Below are 17,769 nucleotides of genomic sequence, written 5' to 3'. Positions count from 1 at the left end.
GCCTCGGTGAGGGCGTGCAGGACCTCCAGGGTGCCGGTCGACCCCACCGCCCGGGCCACCGCGGTGACGGTCGCCGGGTCGTCGAGGTCCCGCCGGGTCGCGGTGTCCACCAGCAGCAGGTGGTGGCGTACGAGCGTGCCCAGCACGGCGGTGTCCTCGGCGTCGAAGCCCACCCGCACGGCCATGTCCCGGGCGATGGTCTCGCCGACGACGGAGTGGTCGCCGGGCCAGCCCTTGCCGATGTCGTGCAGCAGGGCCGCCATCAGCAGCAGGTCGGGCCGGCCCACCCGGCGGGTCAGCGCCGAGGCCCGTACGGCCGTCTCGATCAGGTGCCGGTCCACCGTCCAGGTGTGCACGGGGTTGTGCTGGGGGCGGCAGCGCACCCGCTCCCAGTCGGGCAGCAGCCGGGTGATCAGCCCCTCGGCCTCCAGCGCCTCCCACACCCCCACCGTCGGCTCGCCCGCGCCCAGCAGCGTCAGCAGCTGCTCCCGGGCCTCCGCCGGCCACGGCACGCGCGGCAGCGGCCGGGCCTGCGCGGCGAGGCGGCGCACGGCGTGCAGCGAGACGGGCAGGCCCGCCTGCGCGGCGGCGGCGCCGAAGCGCAGGGGCAGTACGGGGTCCCGGTCGGGCCGGGCGGCCAGCGCGAGCACCGCCTCCCCGTCGGACTCCACCACCCCCTCGGCCAGCGGCGCCCGCTCGGGGGCCGTCGCACCCCGGGTCCCGAGGAGGCCGCGCAGCCTCGGCCGGGCGGCCCGGGCGCGCAGCACCCGCCCGACCTCCCGCCAGGTGACGTCGCCGGCGTAGGCGACGACCCGCGCGGCCTCGTACACCTCGCGCAGCAGCGCGTCGGCGTCGAGCAGCCCCAGCCGGGCGGCGACCTGGGGCTGCTCCTGGAGGGAGAGCCGGTCGGTGGCGCGGCCGGTGACCAGGTGCAGCGCGTCGCGCGCGTCCAGCAGCCGGCGCCGGGCCTCGGCGAGCCCCTCGCGCGGGGCGTCGGCCAGCCAGGACGCGGCGACGGCCCGCAGGACGGTGGCGTCGCGGAGCCCGCCGCGGGCCTCCTTGAGGTCGGGTTCCAGCAGGAAGCGCAGCTCCCCCGCCCGCTCGGCGCGTTCCCGGCACAGGGCGTGCAGCTGCGGGAGGCGCCGGGCGGCCTGGTTGCGCCAGTCGGCGAGCACCGAGGTGCGCAGCCCGGCGAGGAGCCCGGCGTCGCCGGAGACGAGCCGCGCGTCGAGCAGTCCGAGGTGGGCCTTGAGGTCCTCGGCGGCGGTCTTGCGGGCCTCGGCGGGGGTGCGTACGGAGTGGTCCAGGGCCAGCCCGAGGTCCCACACGGGGTACCAGAGGCGGTCGGCGAGCGCCTTCAGCTCGGCGGGACGGGCCTTGCCGTCGTGGAGGAGCAGCAGGTCGAGGTCGCTGCGCGGGGAGAGGTCGGCGCGTCCGTAGCCGCCGACGGCGACGAGGGCGGCGCCCCGTACGCCGCTCTCGCGCGCCGCCCGCGCGAACTGTGCGTTCAGCCACTGGTCGGTCAGCCCGGACAGGGCGGAACGCCGGGAGGGCCCGGACCGCGACTCCTCCTGGAGGAGCCGCAGCCGGGCCTCGGCGTAGCCGCCGGTTCCGGAGCCGGCCGGGTCGTCCTGCATGGTCTCTTCGGCGCTCGTCACCCTGCGGCTCCCGTCGTCTAGAGCGCGTCGGCGCCGCGCTCGCCGGTGCGGACCCGGACGACCGAGTCCACGGGGACGCTCCACACCTTGCCGTCGCCGATCTTCTCGGTCCGGGCGGCGCTGACGATGACGGAGATGAGCTCTTCGGCCTCGTCGTCCTCGACGAGCACCTCGATGCGGATCTTCGGTACGAGGTCCACGGTGTACTCGGCGCCGCGGTAGACCTCGGTGTGGCCGCGCTGGCGGCCGTACCCGCTGGCCTCGGAGACGGTGAGGCCCTGGACGCCGAAGGCGTGGAGGGCTTCCTTGATCTCGTCCAGCTTGTAGGGCTTGACGATGGCGGTGATCAGCTTCATGCGTCGACCTTCTTGCTCGCGGCGGCGGGGGCGGGTGCGGTGGTGGTCCGTGCGGAGATCCCGCCGCCGGCGCCGCTGAAGTCGTATGCGGTCTCGGCGTGCTCGACCTGGTCGATGCCGGAGACCTCGACGTCCTCCGCGACCCGCATCCCGATGGTCTTGTCGAGGAGGAAGGCCATGATCGCCGATACGACGAGGGAGTAGGCGAGGACGGAGAAGACCCCGACGGCCTGCTTGCCGAGCTGTTCGAGGCCGCCGCCGTAGAAGAGGCCCTTGGCGTCGGACTGGACGCCGCCGGTGGCGAAGAAGCCGACGAGCAGGGAGCCTGCGATGCCGCCGACGAGGTGGACGCCGACCACGTCGAGGGAGTCGTCGTAGCCGAACCTGTACTTCAGGCCGACGGCCATGGCGCACAGCACACCGGCGATGGCGCCGACGGCGATCGCGCCGAGCGGGCTGACGGATCCGCCGGCGGGGGTGATGGCGACGAGGCCGGCGACGGCGCCGGAGGCGGCTCCGAGGGTGGTGAAGGAGCCGTGGCGCAGCTTCTCGTAGCCGAGCCAGGCGAGCATGGCGGCGGCGGTGGCGACCTGGGTGTTGACGAACATGACGGCGCCGACGCCGTCGTCGTTGCCGAGCCAGGAGCCGGCGTTGAAGCCGAACCAGCCGAACCACAGCAGGCCCGCGCCGAGCATGACCAGGGGGAGGCTGTGCGGGCGCATCGGGTCCTTCTTGAAGCCGACGCGCTTGCCGATGACCAGGATGACGCCGAGGGCGGCGGCGCCCGCGTTGATGTGGACGGCGGTGCCGCCGGCGAAGTCGATGACGCCGAGCTCGAAGAGCCAGCCGCCGGCGCCCCACACCCAGTGGGCGACGGGGAAGTAGACGACGGTGACCCACAGGGCGGTGAAGAGCACCCAGGCGCTGAACTTGACGCGGTCGGCGAGGGCGCCGCTGATCAGGGCGGGTGTGATGACGGCGAACATCAGCTGGAAGACGGCGAAGACGTAGACGGGGATGGTGTAGCCGTCCCACAGCTCGGTGAGGCCGATTCCGCTGAGGCCGACGTAGTCGGAGTTCCAGCCGATCAGCGAGCCGGAGTCGGTGCCGAAGGCGAGGCTGAAGCCGTAGAGGACCCAGAGGATCGTGACGATCCCGAGGCTGATGAAGCTCATCATCAGCATGTTGAGGCTGCTCTTGACGCGGACCATGCCTCCGTAGAAGAAGGCGAGTCCCGGGGTCATCAGCATGACCAGGGCGGAGCAGATGAGCATGAACCCGGTGTTCGCGGCAGACAGCGTCGGGGCGTCTGCTGCGAGGGTCGTGATGGCTGATGCCATCGGCGTCTCCTCGTCGTCGGTACGTTCGCGTGCGGGCGATCGTGGGAACCTGAGCGGCGGCGTAAGGTCTGGCCGGTTATTGGCCCTGAGATTCGCGCAGGCCGGTTTCCGGCGGCGCCGCTGGGTGTTTCGCTCCGATGACGAAGAGGTCGTGCGTGTTACGCCTCCATGAACCGGTGAGGTACGGGTCCGGTCCGGGTCACGTGAGGGTCAGGCGGGGGTCGGGCACACGTCAGGCGCGCGCCGGGGCCGCGGGGCGGCTCAGACGGCCTCGGCGGCCTCGGGCAGCCGGGAGGCGAGGAGGTCGGTCAGCCGGACCACCTCGGCCACGTCCCCGTATTCACGGGCGGCGGTGTCGACGGTCTTGCGGAGCCGGGTGTTCACCCGTTCGGACCGTACCTTTCTCGCCACGTCGAGGGCCTGGTCCACGAGGACGGTGGCCTGTTCCGGCTCACGCTGGAGCAGGTGGACGGTGGCCATGCCGATGAGGTTCAGGGCGTACGAGCGCTGGTGTTCCCCGTCCTTGGCGAAGAGTTCCACGGCCCGTTCCATGACGGGCTCGGCGAGGGAGGCGTAGGTGGGGCTGCGGCCCGCGACGTAGGCGAGGTCGCGGTAGGAGTGCGAGTTCTCGCCGTTGAGCTCGGCCTCGGAGAAGAAGCGGATCCAGTCGGGTTCGGGTTCGGGATCGAAGCCGACGTCGGAGAAGGTGTCCTCGGCCATCCGCACGGCCCGCTTGCAGCGGCTGGGCTGGCCCATGTTGGCGTAGGCCCGGGCCTCCATCGCGTACAGCATGGCCTGGGTGCGCGGTCCGGCGCAGTCGCGGCTGCCGTACTGGGCGAGGTGGATGAGCTCCAGGGCGTCCTCGGGGCGGCCCAGGTGGATCATCTGGCGGCTCATGCCGGACAGGATGTAGGAGCCCAGCGGCTTGTCGCCGGCTTCCTTCGCGGCGTGCAGCGCGAGGACGAAGTACTTCTGCGCGGTGGGGTGCAGGCCGATGTCGTAACTCATCCATCCGGCGAGTTCGGCGAGTTCGGCGGCGACCTTGAACAGCCGCTTCATGACCGGCGCCGGGTGGCTCTCCTGGAGCAGGTCGGTGACCTCGTGGAGCTGTCCGACGACGGCCTTGCGGCGCAGTCCGCCGCCGCACTGGGCGTCCCACTGGCGGAACATCACGGTGGTGGCTTCGAGGAGGTCGAGTTCCGGCTCGGACAGCCGGGGCGGCCGGTGTCCGCCGAGGGCGCCCGACGGGCCGGGGTCGGGGCGCGGTCCGAGGTCGGCGGCCGGGGAGGGGACGAGCCAGCGCTGCATGGGCTCGATGAGGGCGGGGCCGGCGGAGAGGGCGAGGGAGGTCCCGAGGAAGCCGCGGCGGGCGAGCATCAGGTCGCTGCGGGAGAACTCGCTGAGCAGTTCCACGGTCTGCGGGCCGGCCCAGGGCAGGTCGACGCCGGAGACGGAGGGGGTCTGGTGGGCGGTGCGCAGGCCGAGCTGTTCGATGGCGACGACGGAGCCGAAGCGTTCGGAGAAGAGCTCCGAGAGGATCCGCGGGACGGGTTCGCGGGGCTGTTCGCCGTCGAGCCAGCGGCGCACGCGGGAGGTGTCGGTGCTGATGTGGTGGGCGCCCATCTGGCGCGCGCGGCGGTTGACCTGTCGGGCGAGTTCGCCCTTGGACCAGCCGCTGCGGACGAACCACGAGGTCAGCTGTTCGTTCCGGACAGCGGATTCGCCGCTCGTTCCGCTTGCGCCGTTGCCGCTCACTGGAACGCCCCCATCCGCATCGCCTCTTCACACGGAACCCTGGCCGGGGCGGCCGACTCCGCCAGGGACCTTCACAGGTCCTCCACCGATTGCCTCCGGCATACCCACGGTTGGGGTCCGCCGTCCAGGTTCGTGCACCGAAAGTAATCCTACGATCACCCCGTCGGCGAGGTCGATTCCAGAAACGCCACCATTCGCCACCCCTTCGAATGAACTCGCCACCGGCCAGGCGCGATTCACTTGACACCAAGGCGAAACGCCAGCGGTTGGACGGGAGTGCGCTCGGGGCGCGCGCGGCGAGGAGTGCGCCGGGCGGCTCCGGTGGACGGCGCGCTCCGACCGGCCTCCGACAGGTCTCGCCGACGTCGTAACCACCGGCGCGTCCGACCCGTTGGAGGGGGCATGGGCATGGGCTTCACGATCGGCGGCAGCCGCGGCACCAAGGAGTTCCGTTCCGGCGTCCGGCGCCGCGGACGGACCTCGGAGTGCACGACGGTGGCGGAGTACACCGGGCTCTGGGGCTGGGACGCGGTCCCCGGCGCCCGCGCCGCGGGTCCGGGCCGCGACTGCTCCTGCGGTCATACGAACTGCGGCGCGCCGGGGGCGCACCCGCTGGACTTCGCTCCGACCGTCCCGGGGGGCGCCACCCTGGACGAGGTCTCCGAGATCTGGGGCGAGTACCCGGGCGCGGCGGTGCTGCTCCCCGTCGGCCGCTCCTTCGACGTCATCGAGGTCTCCGCCGAGGCCGGGCGGCGCGCCCTGGTCCGGCTGGAGCGGATGGGCCTGCCGCTGGGGCCCGTGACGGCCACCCCGGACGGCCGGGCGCAGTTCTTCGTCGCCCCGGGCGCCGCCGCCGAGCTGCCCGAGCTGCTGTACCGGATGGGCTGGGACGACGCCGACCTCGACCTGCGCGCCCTGGGCCGCGGCGCCTTCCTGACCGCCCCGCCCTGCGACCACGCGGGCCTGGGCCCGGCCACCTGGCTGCGCGGGCCCGCGCTGGACAGTGCGGGCGGCCCCCCGCAGGCCCGGCTGCTGCTCGGCACCCTGGCCTACACCTGTCACCGCTTCCGCCGCTGACGGCCCCCGCCCGCGGCAGTGCCCCCGGGTCCTGGACGGACACGGGGGCACTGGTCTGCGTAAGGCCTTCGGCGAGGCGTCGGAGGTGCCGGTGCCGGTGCCTCAGTCGCCGATGAGGGCGTCCACGAACGCCTCGGGCTCGAAGGGGGCCAGGTCGTCCGGGCCCTCGCCGAGGCCGACGAGCTTGACCGGGACGCCCAGCTCGCGCTGGACGGCGACGACGATGCCGCCCTTGGCGGTGCCGTCGAGCTTGGTGAGCACGATGCCGGTGATGTCCACGACCTCGGCGAAGACGCGCGCCTGGGTCAGGCCGTTCTGGCCGGTGGTGGCGTCCAGGACCAGGAGCACCTCGTCCAGCGGGCCGTGCTTCTCCACGACGCGCTTGACCTTGCCGAGCTCGTCCATGAGGCCGGTCTTGGTGTGCAGCCGGCCGGCGGTGTCGATGAGCACCACGTCGGCGCCCTCGGCGATGCCCTCCTTGACCGCGTCGTAGGCGATGGAGGCCGGGTCGCCGCCCTCGGGGCCGCGGACGGTACGGGCGCCCACGCGCTCGCCCCAGGTCTGGAGCTGGTCGGCGGCGGCGGCGCGGAAGGTGTCGGCGGCGCCGAGCACCACGCTGCGTCCGTCGGCGACGAGCACCCGGGCGAGCTTGCCGGTGGTGGTGGTCTTGCCGGTGCCGTTGACGCCGACGACCATCACGACGCCCGGGGTGTCGGCGGCGCTCTCGGTCTTGACGGCGCGGTCGAAGTCGGTGCCGACCAGGGTCAGCAGCTCCTCCTTCAGCAGGGTGCGCAGCTCGGCGGGGGTGCGGGTGCCGAGCACCTTGACCCGCTCGCGGAGCCGCTCGACCAGTTCCTGCGTCGGCGCGACACCGACGTCGGCGATGAGGAGGGTCTCCTCGATCTCCTCCCAGGTGTCCTCGTCGAGGTGCTCGCGCGAGAGCAGCGTGAGCAGCCCCTTGCCGAGCGAGTTCTGCGAACGGGCGAGCCGCGCGCGGAGCCGGACCAGGCGGCCGGCGGTGGGCTCGGGCACCTCGATCTCGGGCGCGGCCGGGGCCTCCGGCTCGGCGACGGGCGCTTCGACGGCCTCGGGGGCCGCGGCCTCCGCCTCGGGGAGCACGACCTCCTCGATGGTCCGGCGCGGCTCTTCGACCGTTGGGGCGGAGTCCTCCCCCACCTGCGGTTCGGCGGGCGGGGCAGTGATGGTCGGCGTGCTCGGCGGCGCCGTGGGGGGCAGCTGCTTCTTCTTGCGGCTGCTGACCACGAGCCCGCTGATCGCGCCGACCGCGACCAGGGCGATGACTACAGCAAGGATGAGGATTTCCATAACCGTCCCAGTATCGGCCACGGCGGCCCCGGAGCCCGGACCTCGAAGGCCTTACCGGGCCCTAAGCCCCTATTTATGCTTTTCAGCGCAAATCTACGATGATGGACGACTTCCCGTCCTCGCACGCCCCACGGAGCACCCGCATGCCCGCCGAGCCCGCCACCGGCGCGATACCGGCCGAGACCGCAGCCGCAACCGCAGCAGCCCCGGCCACCACCGGCAAGAACGCCGCCGAGACCCGCGGGCTGGAGCCCGTACCGGACGCCGAGCGCACCGGCCGGGTCCGCGAGCTGGTGCCGACCTGGGTCGCCGCGAACATCAGCGTGCTGCTGCTCACCATGGGCGCGGGACTGGTGATCTTCAACAAGCTCAACATCTGGCAGGTGCTGGTCGTCGCGCTCGCCGCGCCCGTCGTCTCGTACGGGATCGTCGGCCTGATCTCCGTCGCCGGGAAGCGCGGCGGGGCGCCCGGCATGGCGCTCTCGCGTGCCGTCTTCGGCCAGCGCGGCAACCTCTTCCCCGGCGCCCTGATCTGGGTGGCGCGCTGGGGCTGGGAGACCATCAACGCGGTCAGCGGCGCCTACGCCGTGCTGACCGTCCTGGACCTGCTCTTCGGCGTGAAGAGCAACACCGCCCTCGTCGTCGTCACCCTGCTCTTCTTCGTGGGCTGCACCTTCGTGGTCTCCGGGCTGGGCATCAACGCGCTGCGCGTCTGCTCGAAGTGGTCGACGTACCTCTTCGGCGGCTTCAGCGTGCTCGTCCTCGGCTACCTGCTCTTCACCACCGACTGGTCGGCCGTCTTCGGCAAGCCGGCCGGCTCCACGGCGATGACGGTCGCGGGCATCGGCACCATCGCGGCGGGCGGCATCAGCTGGGTGCCGTCCGGCCCGGACTTCACCCGCTACCTGCCGCGCACGGCCTCCGCCAAGGGGATGGTCGGCGCGACGATCGGCGGCGCGGGCGTGGTGGTCCTGCCGATGGTGCTGATGGGCGCGGTGATGGCCGTCGGCACGCCGGACCTGGCGAGCGCGCAGGACCCGGTCTCCTTCATCGGCGAGCTGCTGCCGACCTGGATCGCGGTGCCCTACCTGCTGATCGCCCTGATCGGGATGCTGCTGATCAACTCGATGTCGATGTACTCGGCCGGGTTCACCGCGCAGACCCTGGGCATCAAGGTGCCGCGCGCCTGGGCGGTCAGCGTCAACGCCGTCATCAGCCTGGTCTTCGGCTTCCTGCTGATGGTGGTGGCGACCAGCTTCTTCGGCTCGTTCATCTCCTTCCTGACCCTGCTGGCCGTGGCGTTCTCCGCGTGGATCGGCGTCTTCGGCGTGGACATGCTGCGCCGCCCCTCCTACGACGGTGCGGCGCTGCTGGACACCACGCCGGGCAGCGCCTACTGGTACCGGGGCGGTTTCGCCTGGCAGGCGATGACGGCCTGGGGCGCGGCCCTGGTCGCGGGGCTGCTGTTCACCAAGGTCGACTGGTTCAGCGGGCCGCTGGCCTCCACCTGGATCGGCGAGAACGGCCTCGGCTGGGTGACCGGCATCCTGGTCTCCGCCGCGCTGTACGCCGTGCTGCCGCGGACCCCCGCCCCGGCGGCGGCGGAGTCCGGTGCGGAGCGCGTCCCGGGCGGGACCCTGTCCAACTGACGCTACGTCAGCTAACGTCCCCCCTCGCCCGCCCGTCCGCATCCGGCGAAGGGGGACCTCCCATGCCCATCACCGTGGCCCGGTTCAACCTGATCGACCCCGACGGCACCCCCGCGACGCTGGCCGCCCGCTACCAGGCGGCGGTGGAGATGGCCCGGTACGCCGACGAGCACGGGATCGACACGATCCAGACCGAGGAGCACCACGGCACCGACAACAACTGGCTGCCCTCCCCCTTCGCGTTCGCCGGCGCCGTCCTCGGCGCGACCCGGCGGATCGCGGTCACCGTCTCGGCGATCATCGGTCCGCTGCACGACCCGCTGAAGGTGGCCGAGGACATCGCCGTGCTGGACCTCATCGGCGGCGGGCGGCTGGTGACCGTGGCCGGCATCGGCTACCGGCCCGAGGAGTACGAGCAGCACGGGGTGGAGTGGGGGCGGCGCGGCAGGCTCCAGGACGAGCTGCTGGAGACCCTGCTGAAGGCCTGGACCGGCGAGCCCTTCGAGTTCCGGGGCCGCACCGTGAAGGTGACCCCGGTGCCCTTCACCCAGCCGCACCCGATGCTGCTGGTGGGCGGGAGCTCCAAGGCGGCGGCGCGCCGGGCGGCCCGGCTGGGGCTGCCGTTCTTCCCGAGCGCGCACCTGCCGGAGCTGGAGGCGTACTACGCGGAGCGGCTCGCGGAGTACGGCACCGAGGGCTTCTGCATGATGCCGGCGCGGGAGACCCCGCTGCTGCACGTCGCGGAGGACCCGGACCGGGCGTGGGCGCTCTACGGGAAGCACTTCCTGCACGAGGCGGGCACGTACGCCTCCTGGCAGTCCAAGGACATCCGCTCGGCGGTGCGGTCCGGCGCCCGCACGGTCGAGGAGCTGCGGGCCGAGGGGGTCTACCGGATCCTCGACCCGGACGGGGCGGTCGCGTACGCGCGCGGGGCGGGCGAGTCGGGGAACCTCGTCCTGCACCCGCTGTGCGGCGGGATGCCGCTGGACGAGGGACGGCGCAGCCTCCGGCTGCTGTGCGAAAAGGTCCTGCCCCGGCTCAGGGACTGAGCCGGGGCAGGACCGCGGAGGAGAGGGGCGGTGGCGGGGGTTGGTTACCCCATCTCCTCCAACGCCTTGCCCTTGGTCTCCGGCACCCACTTGAGGATGAACGGGATCGAGAGCACGGCGAAGACCGTGTAGATGACGTACGCGCCGGACAGGTTCCAGTCCGACAGGGTCGGGAAGGTGACGGTGATGACCCAGTTGGCGACCCACTGGGCCGCGGCGGCGACGCCGAGGGCGGCGGCGCGGATCCGGTTGGGGAACATCTCGCCGAGCAGCACCCACACCACCACGCCCCAGGAGAGGGCGAAGAAGAGGACGAAGGCGTGGGCGGCGATCAGCGCGACGGTGCCCTGGGTGTCGGGCATGGAGATGTCGTCGCCGGTGCCGGTCTTGTACGAGAACGCCCAGGCGCAGAGGCCGAGGGAGACGGCCATGCCCGCCGAGCCGATCAACGCGAGCGGCTTGCGGCCGATCCGGTCCACGAAGATCATCGCGATCACCGTGCCGACGATGTTGATGATCGACGTGGTGAAGGAGTACAGGAACGAGCTGGTCGGGTCGATGCCGACGGACTGCCACAGCGAGGAGCTGTAGTAGAAGATCACGTTGATGCCGACGAGCTGCTGGAAGACCGAGAGGCCGATGCCGATCCAGACGATGGGCATGAGGCCGAAGCGGCCGCCGAGCAGGTCCTTGAAGGTGGACTTGTGCTCGGAGCGCATGGCCGCCTCGATCTCGGCGACGCGGCCGTCCAGGTCGACCTTGCTCCCCTCGACCTCGGCCAGCACCTTGCGGGCCTCCTCGGTGCGCCCGGCGGAGATCAGGAAGCGGGGCGACTCGGGGATGACGAAGGACATCAGCCCGTAGAGCACGGCCGGGACGACCATCACGCCGAGCATCCACTGCCAGGCTTCGAGCCCGCCGACCTTCCCGCGCTGGTCGCCGTCGGCGAGGTTCAGGATGCCCCAGTTGACCAGCTGCGAGATGGCGATGCCGATGACGATGGCGGCCTGCTGGAAGGAGGCCAGCCGGCCCCGGTAGGCGGGCGGGGACACCTCGGCGATGTAGGCGGGGCCGATGACGGAGGCCATGCCGATGCCGAAGCCGCCGATGACGCGCCACACCGCGAGGTCCCAGAGGGCGAACGGGAGGGCCGAGCCGATGGCGCTCGCCGTGAAGAGGACGGCGGCGATCTGCATGCAGCGGATGCGGCCGATCCGGTCGGCGATGCGGCCCGCGGTGGCGGCGCCGAGCGCGCAGCCGATCAGCGCGGCGGCGATCACCTGGGCGAGCGCGGCCGAACCGATGTCGAAGCGGTCGCGGATGGCGACGACGGCGCCGTTGATGACGGAACTGTCGTAGCCGAAGAGGAATCCGCCCATGGCGGCGGCCGCGGTGATGAAGATGACGTGCCCGAGGTGGTCGGGCTGGGACGCTCGTCCGCCGCCGTCACCGGGCGCCGGTGCCTGCGCAGTGCTGCTGGTCAAGGTGTGCTCCGTGGGGGGTTCTGTCCGTTCTCCTAGTGGGGCACAGGTCAAGATCGGGCACCACTGGAAGGCGGGAGGCAGCACAGAGCCTATGCGTTCATTTCCTGAAGTCAATAGGTGATGTGAAGGTATGATTAAGTTCAGCAGTACGACCTTGATTTCATTTCTTGAAGGCCACTTCTTGAAGGTGCAGGCTCAGCGGAGCCGCTGGCTGATGACCTTCGAGACCCCGTCGCCCTGCATCGAGACGCCGTAGAGGGCGTCCGCGACCTCCATCGTCCGCTTCTGGTGGGTGATGACGATCAGCTGCGAGCTCTCCTGGAGCTCCTCCATGATGCGGATCAGCCGCTGGAGGTTGGTGTCGTCCAGCGCCGCCTCCACCTCGTCCATCACGTAGAACGGGCTGGGCCGCGCCTTGAAGATGGAGACCAGCAGTGCCACCGCGGTCAGCGACCGCTCGCCGCCGGACAGCAGCGACAGCCGCTTGACCTTCTTGCCCGGCGGCCGGGCCTCGACGTCCACGCCCGTGGCCAGCATGTCGTCCGGGTCGGTGAGCACCAGACGGCCCTCGCCACCGGGGAACAGCCGCGAGAACACCCCCTCGAACTCCCGCGCGGTGTCCCGGTAGGCCTCGGTGAAGACCTGCTCGACCCGCTGGTCGACCTCCTTCACCACTTGAAGGAGGTCGGCACGGGTCTTCCGCAGGTCGCCCAGCTGCTCGCTGAGGAACCGGTGGCGCTCTTCCAGCGCCGCGAACTCCTCCAGCGCCAGCGGGTTGACCTTGCCCAGCTGCTGGTAGGCCCGCTCGGCCGCCTTGAGCCGCTTCTCCTGCCGGGCCCGGTCGAAGGGGCCCGGCCGGTTGCGGGGGTGCTCCGGATCCTCCGGGAGCACCTCGCCCTCGGCCGGCGGGGACGGGGGCACCGGCTGGTCGGGCCCGTACTCCGCCACCAGGGCGGCGGGCTCCACCCCCAGCTCCTCCAGCGCCCGCGCCTCCAGCTGCTCGATCCGCAGCCGCTTCTCGGCGCCGAGCACCTCGCCCCGGTGCACGGAGTCGGTCAGCTTGTCGAGCTCGCCCTTGAGGTCGCGGCCCCGGCCGCGGGCCTCGCCGAGCTCCTGCTCGCACAGCCCCTTGGCGTGCTCGGCGGCCGAACGCTCCAGCTCTGCCCGGCCGGTCGACACCTCCAGGTGCGCCAGCAGCTGCCGGGCCCCGTCGGCGACGGCCCGGCCCACCTCGCCTAGTACCGGCGGCGCCGCCGGCGCCGCTCCGCGCGGGCCCGCGCCTCTCCGCTCAGCCCGGGCGCCCCGGTCCAGCGCGTCGGCAAAAAAAGGGCCAGGCCCTTGACCCGCTCCTCGTGCGTACGCAGCTGGGAGGCGGGCCTCCATCTCGGTCTGCCGCGCGTTCGCCCCGTCGGCGGAGAGCCGGTTCTCGGGCCGAGGTGTCGGGCTCCTCCGCCAGCGGCAATCTCCTCCGCGGCCGCGAGCCGCTCCGCGCACTCCTCGACGTCTTCCCGGCGCGCGTTCGAGCGCCTTCCTGGGCGGTGGCCGCCGCCCGGGCGGTGCGCTCGGCCTCGCCCGCGGATCCTACGCCTGCCCGGCGAGCCTGCCGAGCTGCTGGGCGGCCCCGGCGCGGGCCTTCTCCCCGGCCCGGCGCAGCTCCGCCAGCTCTTCGGCGCGGGCCGCCGCCCCGTCGCGGCGGTGCCGGGCCGCCTCCTCGGCCCCGGCCAGCTCCCGGCACTCGCCGTCCAGCCGCTCCAGTTCCGCCGCCGCCTCGTCGACGGCGGCCTGCACCTCGATGAGGCTGGGCGCGCCCGCGGAGCCGCCGTGCGCGAGGTGGGCGCCGAGCACGTCCCCGTTGGTGGTCACCGCGACCAGGTCCGGCCGCGCGGCGACGACCGCCTCGGCCTCCTCCAGGCTCCCGACCACGACGTGCTCCCGCAGCACCCACGCCACGGCCCGCCGCACCTCGTCATCCCCCCGCACGAGCGAAGCGGCCTCCAGGCACGTGGCGACCCCGACGGCCACCGCCTGAACCGCGGTCTCCGCGGCGGAGCCCGCTCCCGGCCCCGCCGCCGCCTGAACCCGCGGGTCCACAGCGGAGCCCCGCACTTCCAGCCCATCCGGCGCTTGAGGCGCGGGGTCCGGGGCGGAGCCCCAGTTGCGGGAAGGGGCGGGGTGGGGGGCTTCCCCTCCCTGAGCCTGCCCGGGGAGCGCGGCCCCGCCCGGGGCCACGGGGCCCTGCCCCGGGATCACAGCACCGGCGGAACCGGCGATCAGGAACGTGGCCCGCCCCGCATCGGCCTCCCGCAGGTGCCGGATCGCACCGGCAGCCGCCCCGGCAGAGGCCACCGCCACCGCATCGGCGGCAGCCCCCAGCGCGGCGGCCACGGCGACCTCGTACCCCGGCACCACCGACACCCGCTCCGCCGCCGGCCCCAGCACCCCCGCCAGCCGCTCCCGCACCGCGAGCAGCGCCCCGGTCCCGTCCTTGCGCCGCAGCCCCAGCGCGAGCGCCTCCCGCCGCGCCGACACCGCCGCGCGGGACCGTTCCGCCGCGCCCAGCGCCTCCCGGGCGGCGCCGAGCGCGGCCTCCGGTCAGCTCGGCCTTCGCCGCCGCCTCGTACTCCTCCTCCACCGAAGGGTCTTCGAGCCCGCCGACCTCCGCGGCCAGTTCCTCGTACTCCTCCCGGGCCGCCACCGCCCGGGCCTCCGCCTCGTCCCGGGCCGCCACGAGCCGCTCGATCTCCGCCTGCGCCGCACCCGCCCGCGACCGGGCCGCCCCGAGCCGGCCGGTCAGCCGGGCCAGCTCCTCGCGCCGGTCGGCGATGGCCCGCGCGGCGTCCCGCAGCCGCCGCTCCTCCTCCGCGAGGGCCCGCTCCAGCTCGGCCCGGTGCGCGGCGGTGTCCTCCAGGGCCCGCTCGGCGGCCTCCAGCGCGGCGGTCAGCTCCGCCTCCTGCTCCCGGATCCGCGCGGCCTCCCGCTCCAGGTCCTCGGGGTCGCGGCCGCGCCGCTCCTCCTCCACCGGCGCGGACGCGCTCCTGACCCGGGCCTCGGCCAGCGAGGCGGTGCCGCGCACCCGCTCGGCGAGCTGCGACAGCTCGTACCAGGTCTGCTGGGCCCGCCGGAGCCGCGGCGCGAGGCGGCGTACCGATTCCTCCAGCTCCGCCTCCCGGCGCAGTGCGTCGGCGAGGTCCCGTTCCGCGGCCTCCTTGCGCTCCTTGAGCGCGGCCTCGTCCGCGATCTCCGCTTCCAGCGCGCCCCGCAGCGCCACCAGGTCGTCGGCGAGCAGCCGCAGCTTCGCGTCGCGCAGGTCGGCCTGGATCACGGCGGCCCGGCGGGCCACCGCCGCCTGCCGGCCCAGGGGTTTGAGCTGGCGGCGGAGTTCGTCGGCCAGGTCCTGCACCCGCGCGAGGTTGGCCTGCATCGCGTCGAGCTTGCGCAGCGCCTTCTCCTTGCGCTTGCGGTGCTTCAGTACGCCCGCGGCCTCCTCGATGAAGGCGCGGCGGCCCGTCGGGTCGGCGTGCAGGACGGAGTCGAGCTGCCCCTGCCCGACGATGACGTGCATCTCGCGGCCGATGCCGGAGTCGGAGAGCAGCTCCTGGATGTCGAGGAGCCGGCAGGTGTCACCGTTGATCTGGTATTCGCTGCTGCCGCCGCGGAACATGATCCGCGTGATGGTGACCTCGGCGTAGTCGATGGGGAGGGCGCCGTCGGAGTTGTCGATGGTGAGGGAGACCTCGGCCCGTCCCAGGGGCGGGCGTCCCGTGGTGCCCGCGAAGATGACGTCTTCCATCTTCCCGCCGCGCAGGGACTTGGCTCCCTGTTCCCCCATGACCCAGGAGAGCGCGTCCACCACGTTGGACTTGCCGGATCCGTTCGGGCCGACGACGCAGGTGATCCCCGGTTCGAAGCGCAGGGTGGTGGCGGAGGCGAAGGATTTGAAGCCACGCAGGGTCAGGGACTTGAGGTGCACGCCGCCGGACTCTACCTTTCACGTTCGGTTTCACCCATGAAGGTGCAGGGCACATCAGACGTTAAAGGAATCAGCCCCCCACCTGGCCCAACGCATGACGCGGCGCATGACGCGCGGGCGGAAAGAAAGAAGGGACGCCGAGGCGTCCCTTGCAGATCATTCGGGGCTGGAGTCGAACGACGGTGAGCGCGGATCAGGTGAGCGCAGGCTCCGCCTGGGGTACGTCCATCTCGATGCTGTCGAGCAGCGAGTCTCCGTGCTGAGCGGCGGCCGCGGTCAGAGCGTCGTTCTCGGACTGGATCCGTCCGAGCTCGGACTCAAGGTCCTGGACGCGCTGCTGAAGCCGTCGCATCTCGGCGAGGAGTCGCGGGTCGGAACCGCCGACGTAACCGAGAAGCGCCTTTGCCATGATGGATGGTCCTCCACACTGAGTGACCGACCGAAGCGGTGTGGGTCGTGAGGGAATCGCACCCGCGGATGTCCGGCAACGACAGTCAGTCACTGCGCCTACTGGTGCCACCACTGCCAAACAGCTCAGGTGCGCGGGGCTTCCAGCGTCTCACCAAAAAGTTTGACGGTCAACACGATCACGCCCCGTATCGGCGGGCGGCCCGGTCCGCGCAAGGGGCGGAGGGATCATCCTCGTCTCCGAGCCTTCCACGGATCCACCGCCGCGGCAACGCGTCGGCGGCGAATGCGCAGATCCGACCGGGTGCGGGCGTTCCGGGGGTCTGATCAGTCCATGATCAGTCGATTGGTCACCGGATCTCGAAGCCGTCGTAGCCGCCGCGCGGTGTGCCCCAGATCTCTGTCACCCCGTCCACCCGTCCGGGCGTGTCGGCGGAGCGGAGCCAGTCCAGCAGCCGGTGGCAATTCTCACGTTGACCTTCCGCCACGACCTGCACTCGGCCGTCGTCGAGGTTGAGCGCGAAGCCGGCCATCCCTCCGATCTCCAGGGCATTGGCCCTGGTGAACCAGCGGAAGCCCACTCCCTGTACACGGCCGCGCACCCAGGCGGTCATGCGCACGTCTTCATCCATGCAAGAACGCTAACCGGGCAAACGGTTCCGGGACTCATCGCCCCCCTTGTCCCATGGGCTACAGTCCCCCACCAATGACTCACCCTTTCGGGTGAGCAAACGTTGATCTTGCAAAGGGAAGGCACGGCAGCCATGGGACGCCACCGACTCCACGCCGCACCTCGGCGCGGCGCCAAGCGCACCGCCGTGCGCACCGGGCTGCTCGGCGCGTCCGTGGCCGTGGCCCTCGGCACGGCGGCCGTGACGACCGGCTTCGTCCCGGTCGGCGGCTCCTTCCCGTACGTCGGCACGGGTGCCGGGGAGAAGACGGAGGCCCGGGCCGAGCCCTCCGCCACCGCCTCCCGCGAGCCGGTCGGGCAGCCGAACGGCCTGGCCAACCTGTCGGGCCGGGCCTCCGCTGCCGCCCCGCAGGCCGGCACCGCCTCCGCCGCGGCCTCCCCCTCGGCGTCGCCCTCCCCGTCCGGGTCGTCCTCGGCGCCCCCGTCACCCTCCGCCCCGGCCTCCACGAAGGCGCCGGAAAAGTCGCCGGAGAAGGCCCCGGAGACGAGCGCCGCGCCGAAGCCCGCCGCCCCCAAGCCGCCCGCGGCCCCGACGCCCGCGGCTCCCAAGCCCGCCGCCCCGACGGCCGGCGGCGGGGAGTCCGCCGAGGAGGCCGAGGTGCTCGCGCTCGTGAACCAGGAGCGCGCCCAGGCCGGGTGCGTGCCGGTCCGGGCGAACCCGCCGCTCGCGGCGCTGGCCGGCGCCTTCAGCAAGGACATGGCCGTGCGGGGCTTCTTCGACCACACCGACCCGGACGGGAACTCGCCCTGGCAGCGGGCCCAGAACGCGGGGATCTCCGGCATGGGCGGCGAGAACATCGCGCGCGGCCAGGGCGACGCGAAGTCCGTGATGCAGGCCTGGATGAACAGCCCCGGCCACAAGGCGAACATCCTCAACTGCGAATTCCGCACCCTCGGCGTCGGCGTCCACTTCGGCTCCGGCGGCCCCTGGTGGACCCAGGACTTCGGCTTCTGACGGCACCGGACCCGGTGCGCGTACGCGGACAAAAATTTTTTTTTTTTTTTT

General features: G+C 72.6%; 12 protein-coding genes and 1 pseudogene. 4 read left to right on the top strand and 9 right to left on the bottom strand.

What is annotated here, in order from left to right; translation table 11 throughout:
* The 4 genes from SSNG_RS25630 to SSNG_RS25615 form a co-directional block, all read right to left on the bottom strand.
* The coding region (locus SSNG_RS25630; protein ID WP_042804108.1) for a [protein-PII] uridylyltransferase at positions 1–1,658 on the bottom strand (1,658 nt) is incomplete at its 3' end.
* Between the two features lie 17 nt (positions 1,659–1,675).
* Positions 1,676–2,014, bottom strand: a complete 339-nt coding sequence (locus SSNG_RS25625) for a P-II family nitrogen regulator (RefSeq protein ID WP_007266819.1) — start codon at positions 2,012–2,014, stop codon at positions 1,676–1,678.
* Positions 2,011–3,354 carry an ammonium transporter gene (locus SSNG_RS25620; RefSeq protein ID WP_007266818.1) on the bottom strand — a complete coding sequence of 448 codons (1,344 nt, stop codon included), beginning with the start codon at positions 3,352–3,354 and terminating at the stop codon, positions 2,011–2,013. Before SSNG_RS25620 ends, SSNG_RS25625 begins: the two co-directional genes overlap by 4 nt.
* A 261-nt stretch (positions 3,355–3,615) precedes the next feature.
* Complete coding sequence (locus SSNG_RS25615; protein WP_007266817.1) at positions 3,616–5,109, bottom strand: hypothetical protein; 1,494 nt, start codon at positions 5,107–5,109, stop codon at positions 3,616–3,618.
* A gap of 408 nt (positions 5,110–5,517) precedes the next feature.
* On the opposite strand from SSNG_RS25615, the gene SSNG_RS25610 reads away from it, so the two are divergent.
* Positions 5,518–6,186, top strand: coding sequence for a bifunctional DNA primase/polymerase (locus SSNG_RS25610; RefSeq protein ID WP_007266816.1), 669 nt, complete (start codon positions 5,518–5,520; stop codon positions 6,184–6,186).
* Positions 6,187–6,288: 102 nt separating this feature from the next.
* Here SSNG_RS25610 and ftsY read toward each other — a convergent pair whose 3' ends face one another.
* The gene (gene ftsY, locus SSNG_RS25605; RefSeq protein WP_007266815.1) at positions 6,289–7,512 is read right to left on the bottom strand and encodes a signal recognition particle-docking protein FtsY; all 1,224 of its coding nucleotides are present in this window, start codon (positions 7,510–7,512) and stop codon (positions 6,289–6,291) included.
* A 143-nt stretch (positions 7,513–7,655) separates the two neighbouring features.
* Between ftsY and SSNG_RS25600 the strand changes: the two genes are divergently transcribed.
* Both SSNG_RS25600 and SSNG_RS25595 read left to right on the top strand, forming a co-directional pair.
* A complete protein-coding gene (locus tag SSNG_RS25600) occupies positions 7,656–9,161 on the top strand; it encodes a cytosine permease (protein ID WP_007266814.1) in 1,506 nt (501 codons plus the stop codon).
* A gap of 62 nt (positions 9,162–9,223) precedes the next feature.
* Positions 9,224–10,210: an LLM class flavin-dependent oxidoreductase gene (locus tag SSNG_RS25595; protein WP_007266813.1), complete on the top strand. Its 987-nt coding sequence runs from the start codon at positions 9,224–9,226 to the stop codon at positions 10,208–10,210.
* Between the two features lie 44 nt (positions 10,211–10,254).
* Here SSNG_RS25595 and SSNG_RS25590 read toward each other — a convergent pair whose 3' ends face one another.
* The 4 genes and pseudogenes from SSNG_RS25590 to SSNG_RS25570 form a co-directional block, all read right to left on the bottom strand.
* Positions 10,255–11,694 carry a sugar porter family MFS transporter gene (locus SSNG_RS25590; RefSeq protein WP_007266812.1) on the bottom strand — a complete coding sequence of 480 codons (1,440 nt, stop codon included), beginning with the start codon at positions 11,692–11,694 and terminating at the stop codon, positions 10,255–10,257.
* Positions 11,695–11,889: 195 nt separating this feature from the next.
* Positions 11,890–15,664 (bottom strand): annotated as a pseudogene (locus SSNG_RS38125) (AAA family ATPase).
* A gap of 193 nt (positions 15,665–15,857) precedes the next feature.
* Positions 15,858–16,073 carry a hypothetical protein gene (locus SSNG_RS25575; protein ID WP_007266808.1) on the bottom strand — a complete coding sequence of 72 codons (216 nt, stop codon included), beginning with the start codon at positions 16,071–16,073 and terminating at the stop codon, positions 15,858–15,860.
* A 349-nt stretch (positions 16,074–16,422) separates the two neighbouring features.
* Positions 16,423–16,704 carry an acylphosphatase gene (locus tag SSNG_RS25570; protein ID WP_007266807.1) on the bottom strand — a complete coding sequence of 94 codons (282 nt, stop codon included), beginning with the start codon at positions 16,702–16,704 and terminating at the stop codon, positions 16,423–16,425.
* A gap of 132 nt (positions 16,705–16,836) precedes the next feature.
* On the opposite strand from SSNG_RS25570, the gene SSNG_RS25565 reads away from it, so the two are divergent.
* Positions 16,837–17,718: a CAP domain-containing protein gene (locus tag SSNG_RS25565; protein ID WP_007266806.1), complete on the top strand. Its 882-nt coding sequence runs from the start codon at positions 16,837–16,839 to the stop codon at positions 17,716–17,718.
* Positions 17,719–17,769 lie beyond the last annotated feature (51 nt).

Source organism: Streptomyces sp. C, from assembly GCF_000158895.1.
GTDB lineage: Bacteria > Actinomycetota > Actinomycetes > Streptomycetales > Streptomycetaceae > Streptomyces > Streptomyces racemochromogenes.
This window is presented reverse-complemented; position numbering and strand designations above follow the sequence as displayed.

Excerpts from the sequence above, each read along its gene's own strand:
- SSNG_RS25595 (WP_007266813.1), top strand. The coding sequence starts at position 9,224 with ATGCCCATCACCGTGGCCCGGTTCAACCTGATCGACCCCGACGGCACC.
- SSNG_RS25625 (WP_007266819.1), bottom strand. The coding sequence starts at position 2,014 with ATGAAGCTGATCACCGCCATCGTCAAGCCCTACAAGCTGGACGAGATC.
- SSNG_RS25575 (WP_007266808.1), bottom strand. The coding sequence starts at position 16,073 with ATGGCAAAGGCGCTTCTCGGTTACGTCGGCGGTTCCGACCCGCGACTC.
- SSNG_RS25570 (WP_007266807.1), bottom strand. The coding sequence starts at position 16,704 with ATGGATGAAGACGTGCGCATGACCGCCTGGGTGCGCGGCCGTGTACAG.
- SSNG_RS25565 (WP_007266806.1), top strand. The coding sequence starts at position 16,837 with ATGGGACGCCACCGACTCCACGCCGCACCTCGGCGCGGCGCCAAGCGC.
- SSNG_RS25600 (WP_007266814.1), top strand. The coding sequence starts at position 7,656 with ATGCCCGCCGAGCCCGCCACCGGCGCGATACCGGCCGAGACCGCAGCC.
- ftsY (WP_007266815.1), bottom strand. The coding sequence starts at position 7,512 with ATGGAAATCCTCATCCTTGCTGTAGTCATCGCCCTGGTCGCGGTCGGC.
- SSNG_RS25610 (WP_007266816.1), top strand. The coding sequence starts at position 5,518 with ATGGGCTTCACGATCGGCGGCAGCCGCGGCACCAAGGAGTTCCGTTCC.
- SSNG_RS25620 (WP_007266818.1), bottom strand. The coding sequence starts at position 3,354 with ATGGCATCAGCCATCACGACCCTCGCAGCAGACGCCCCGACGCTGTCT.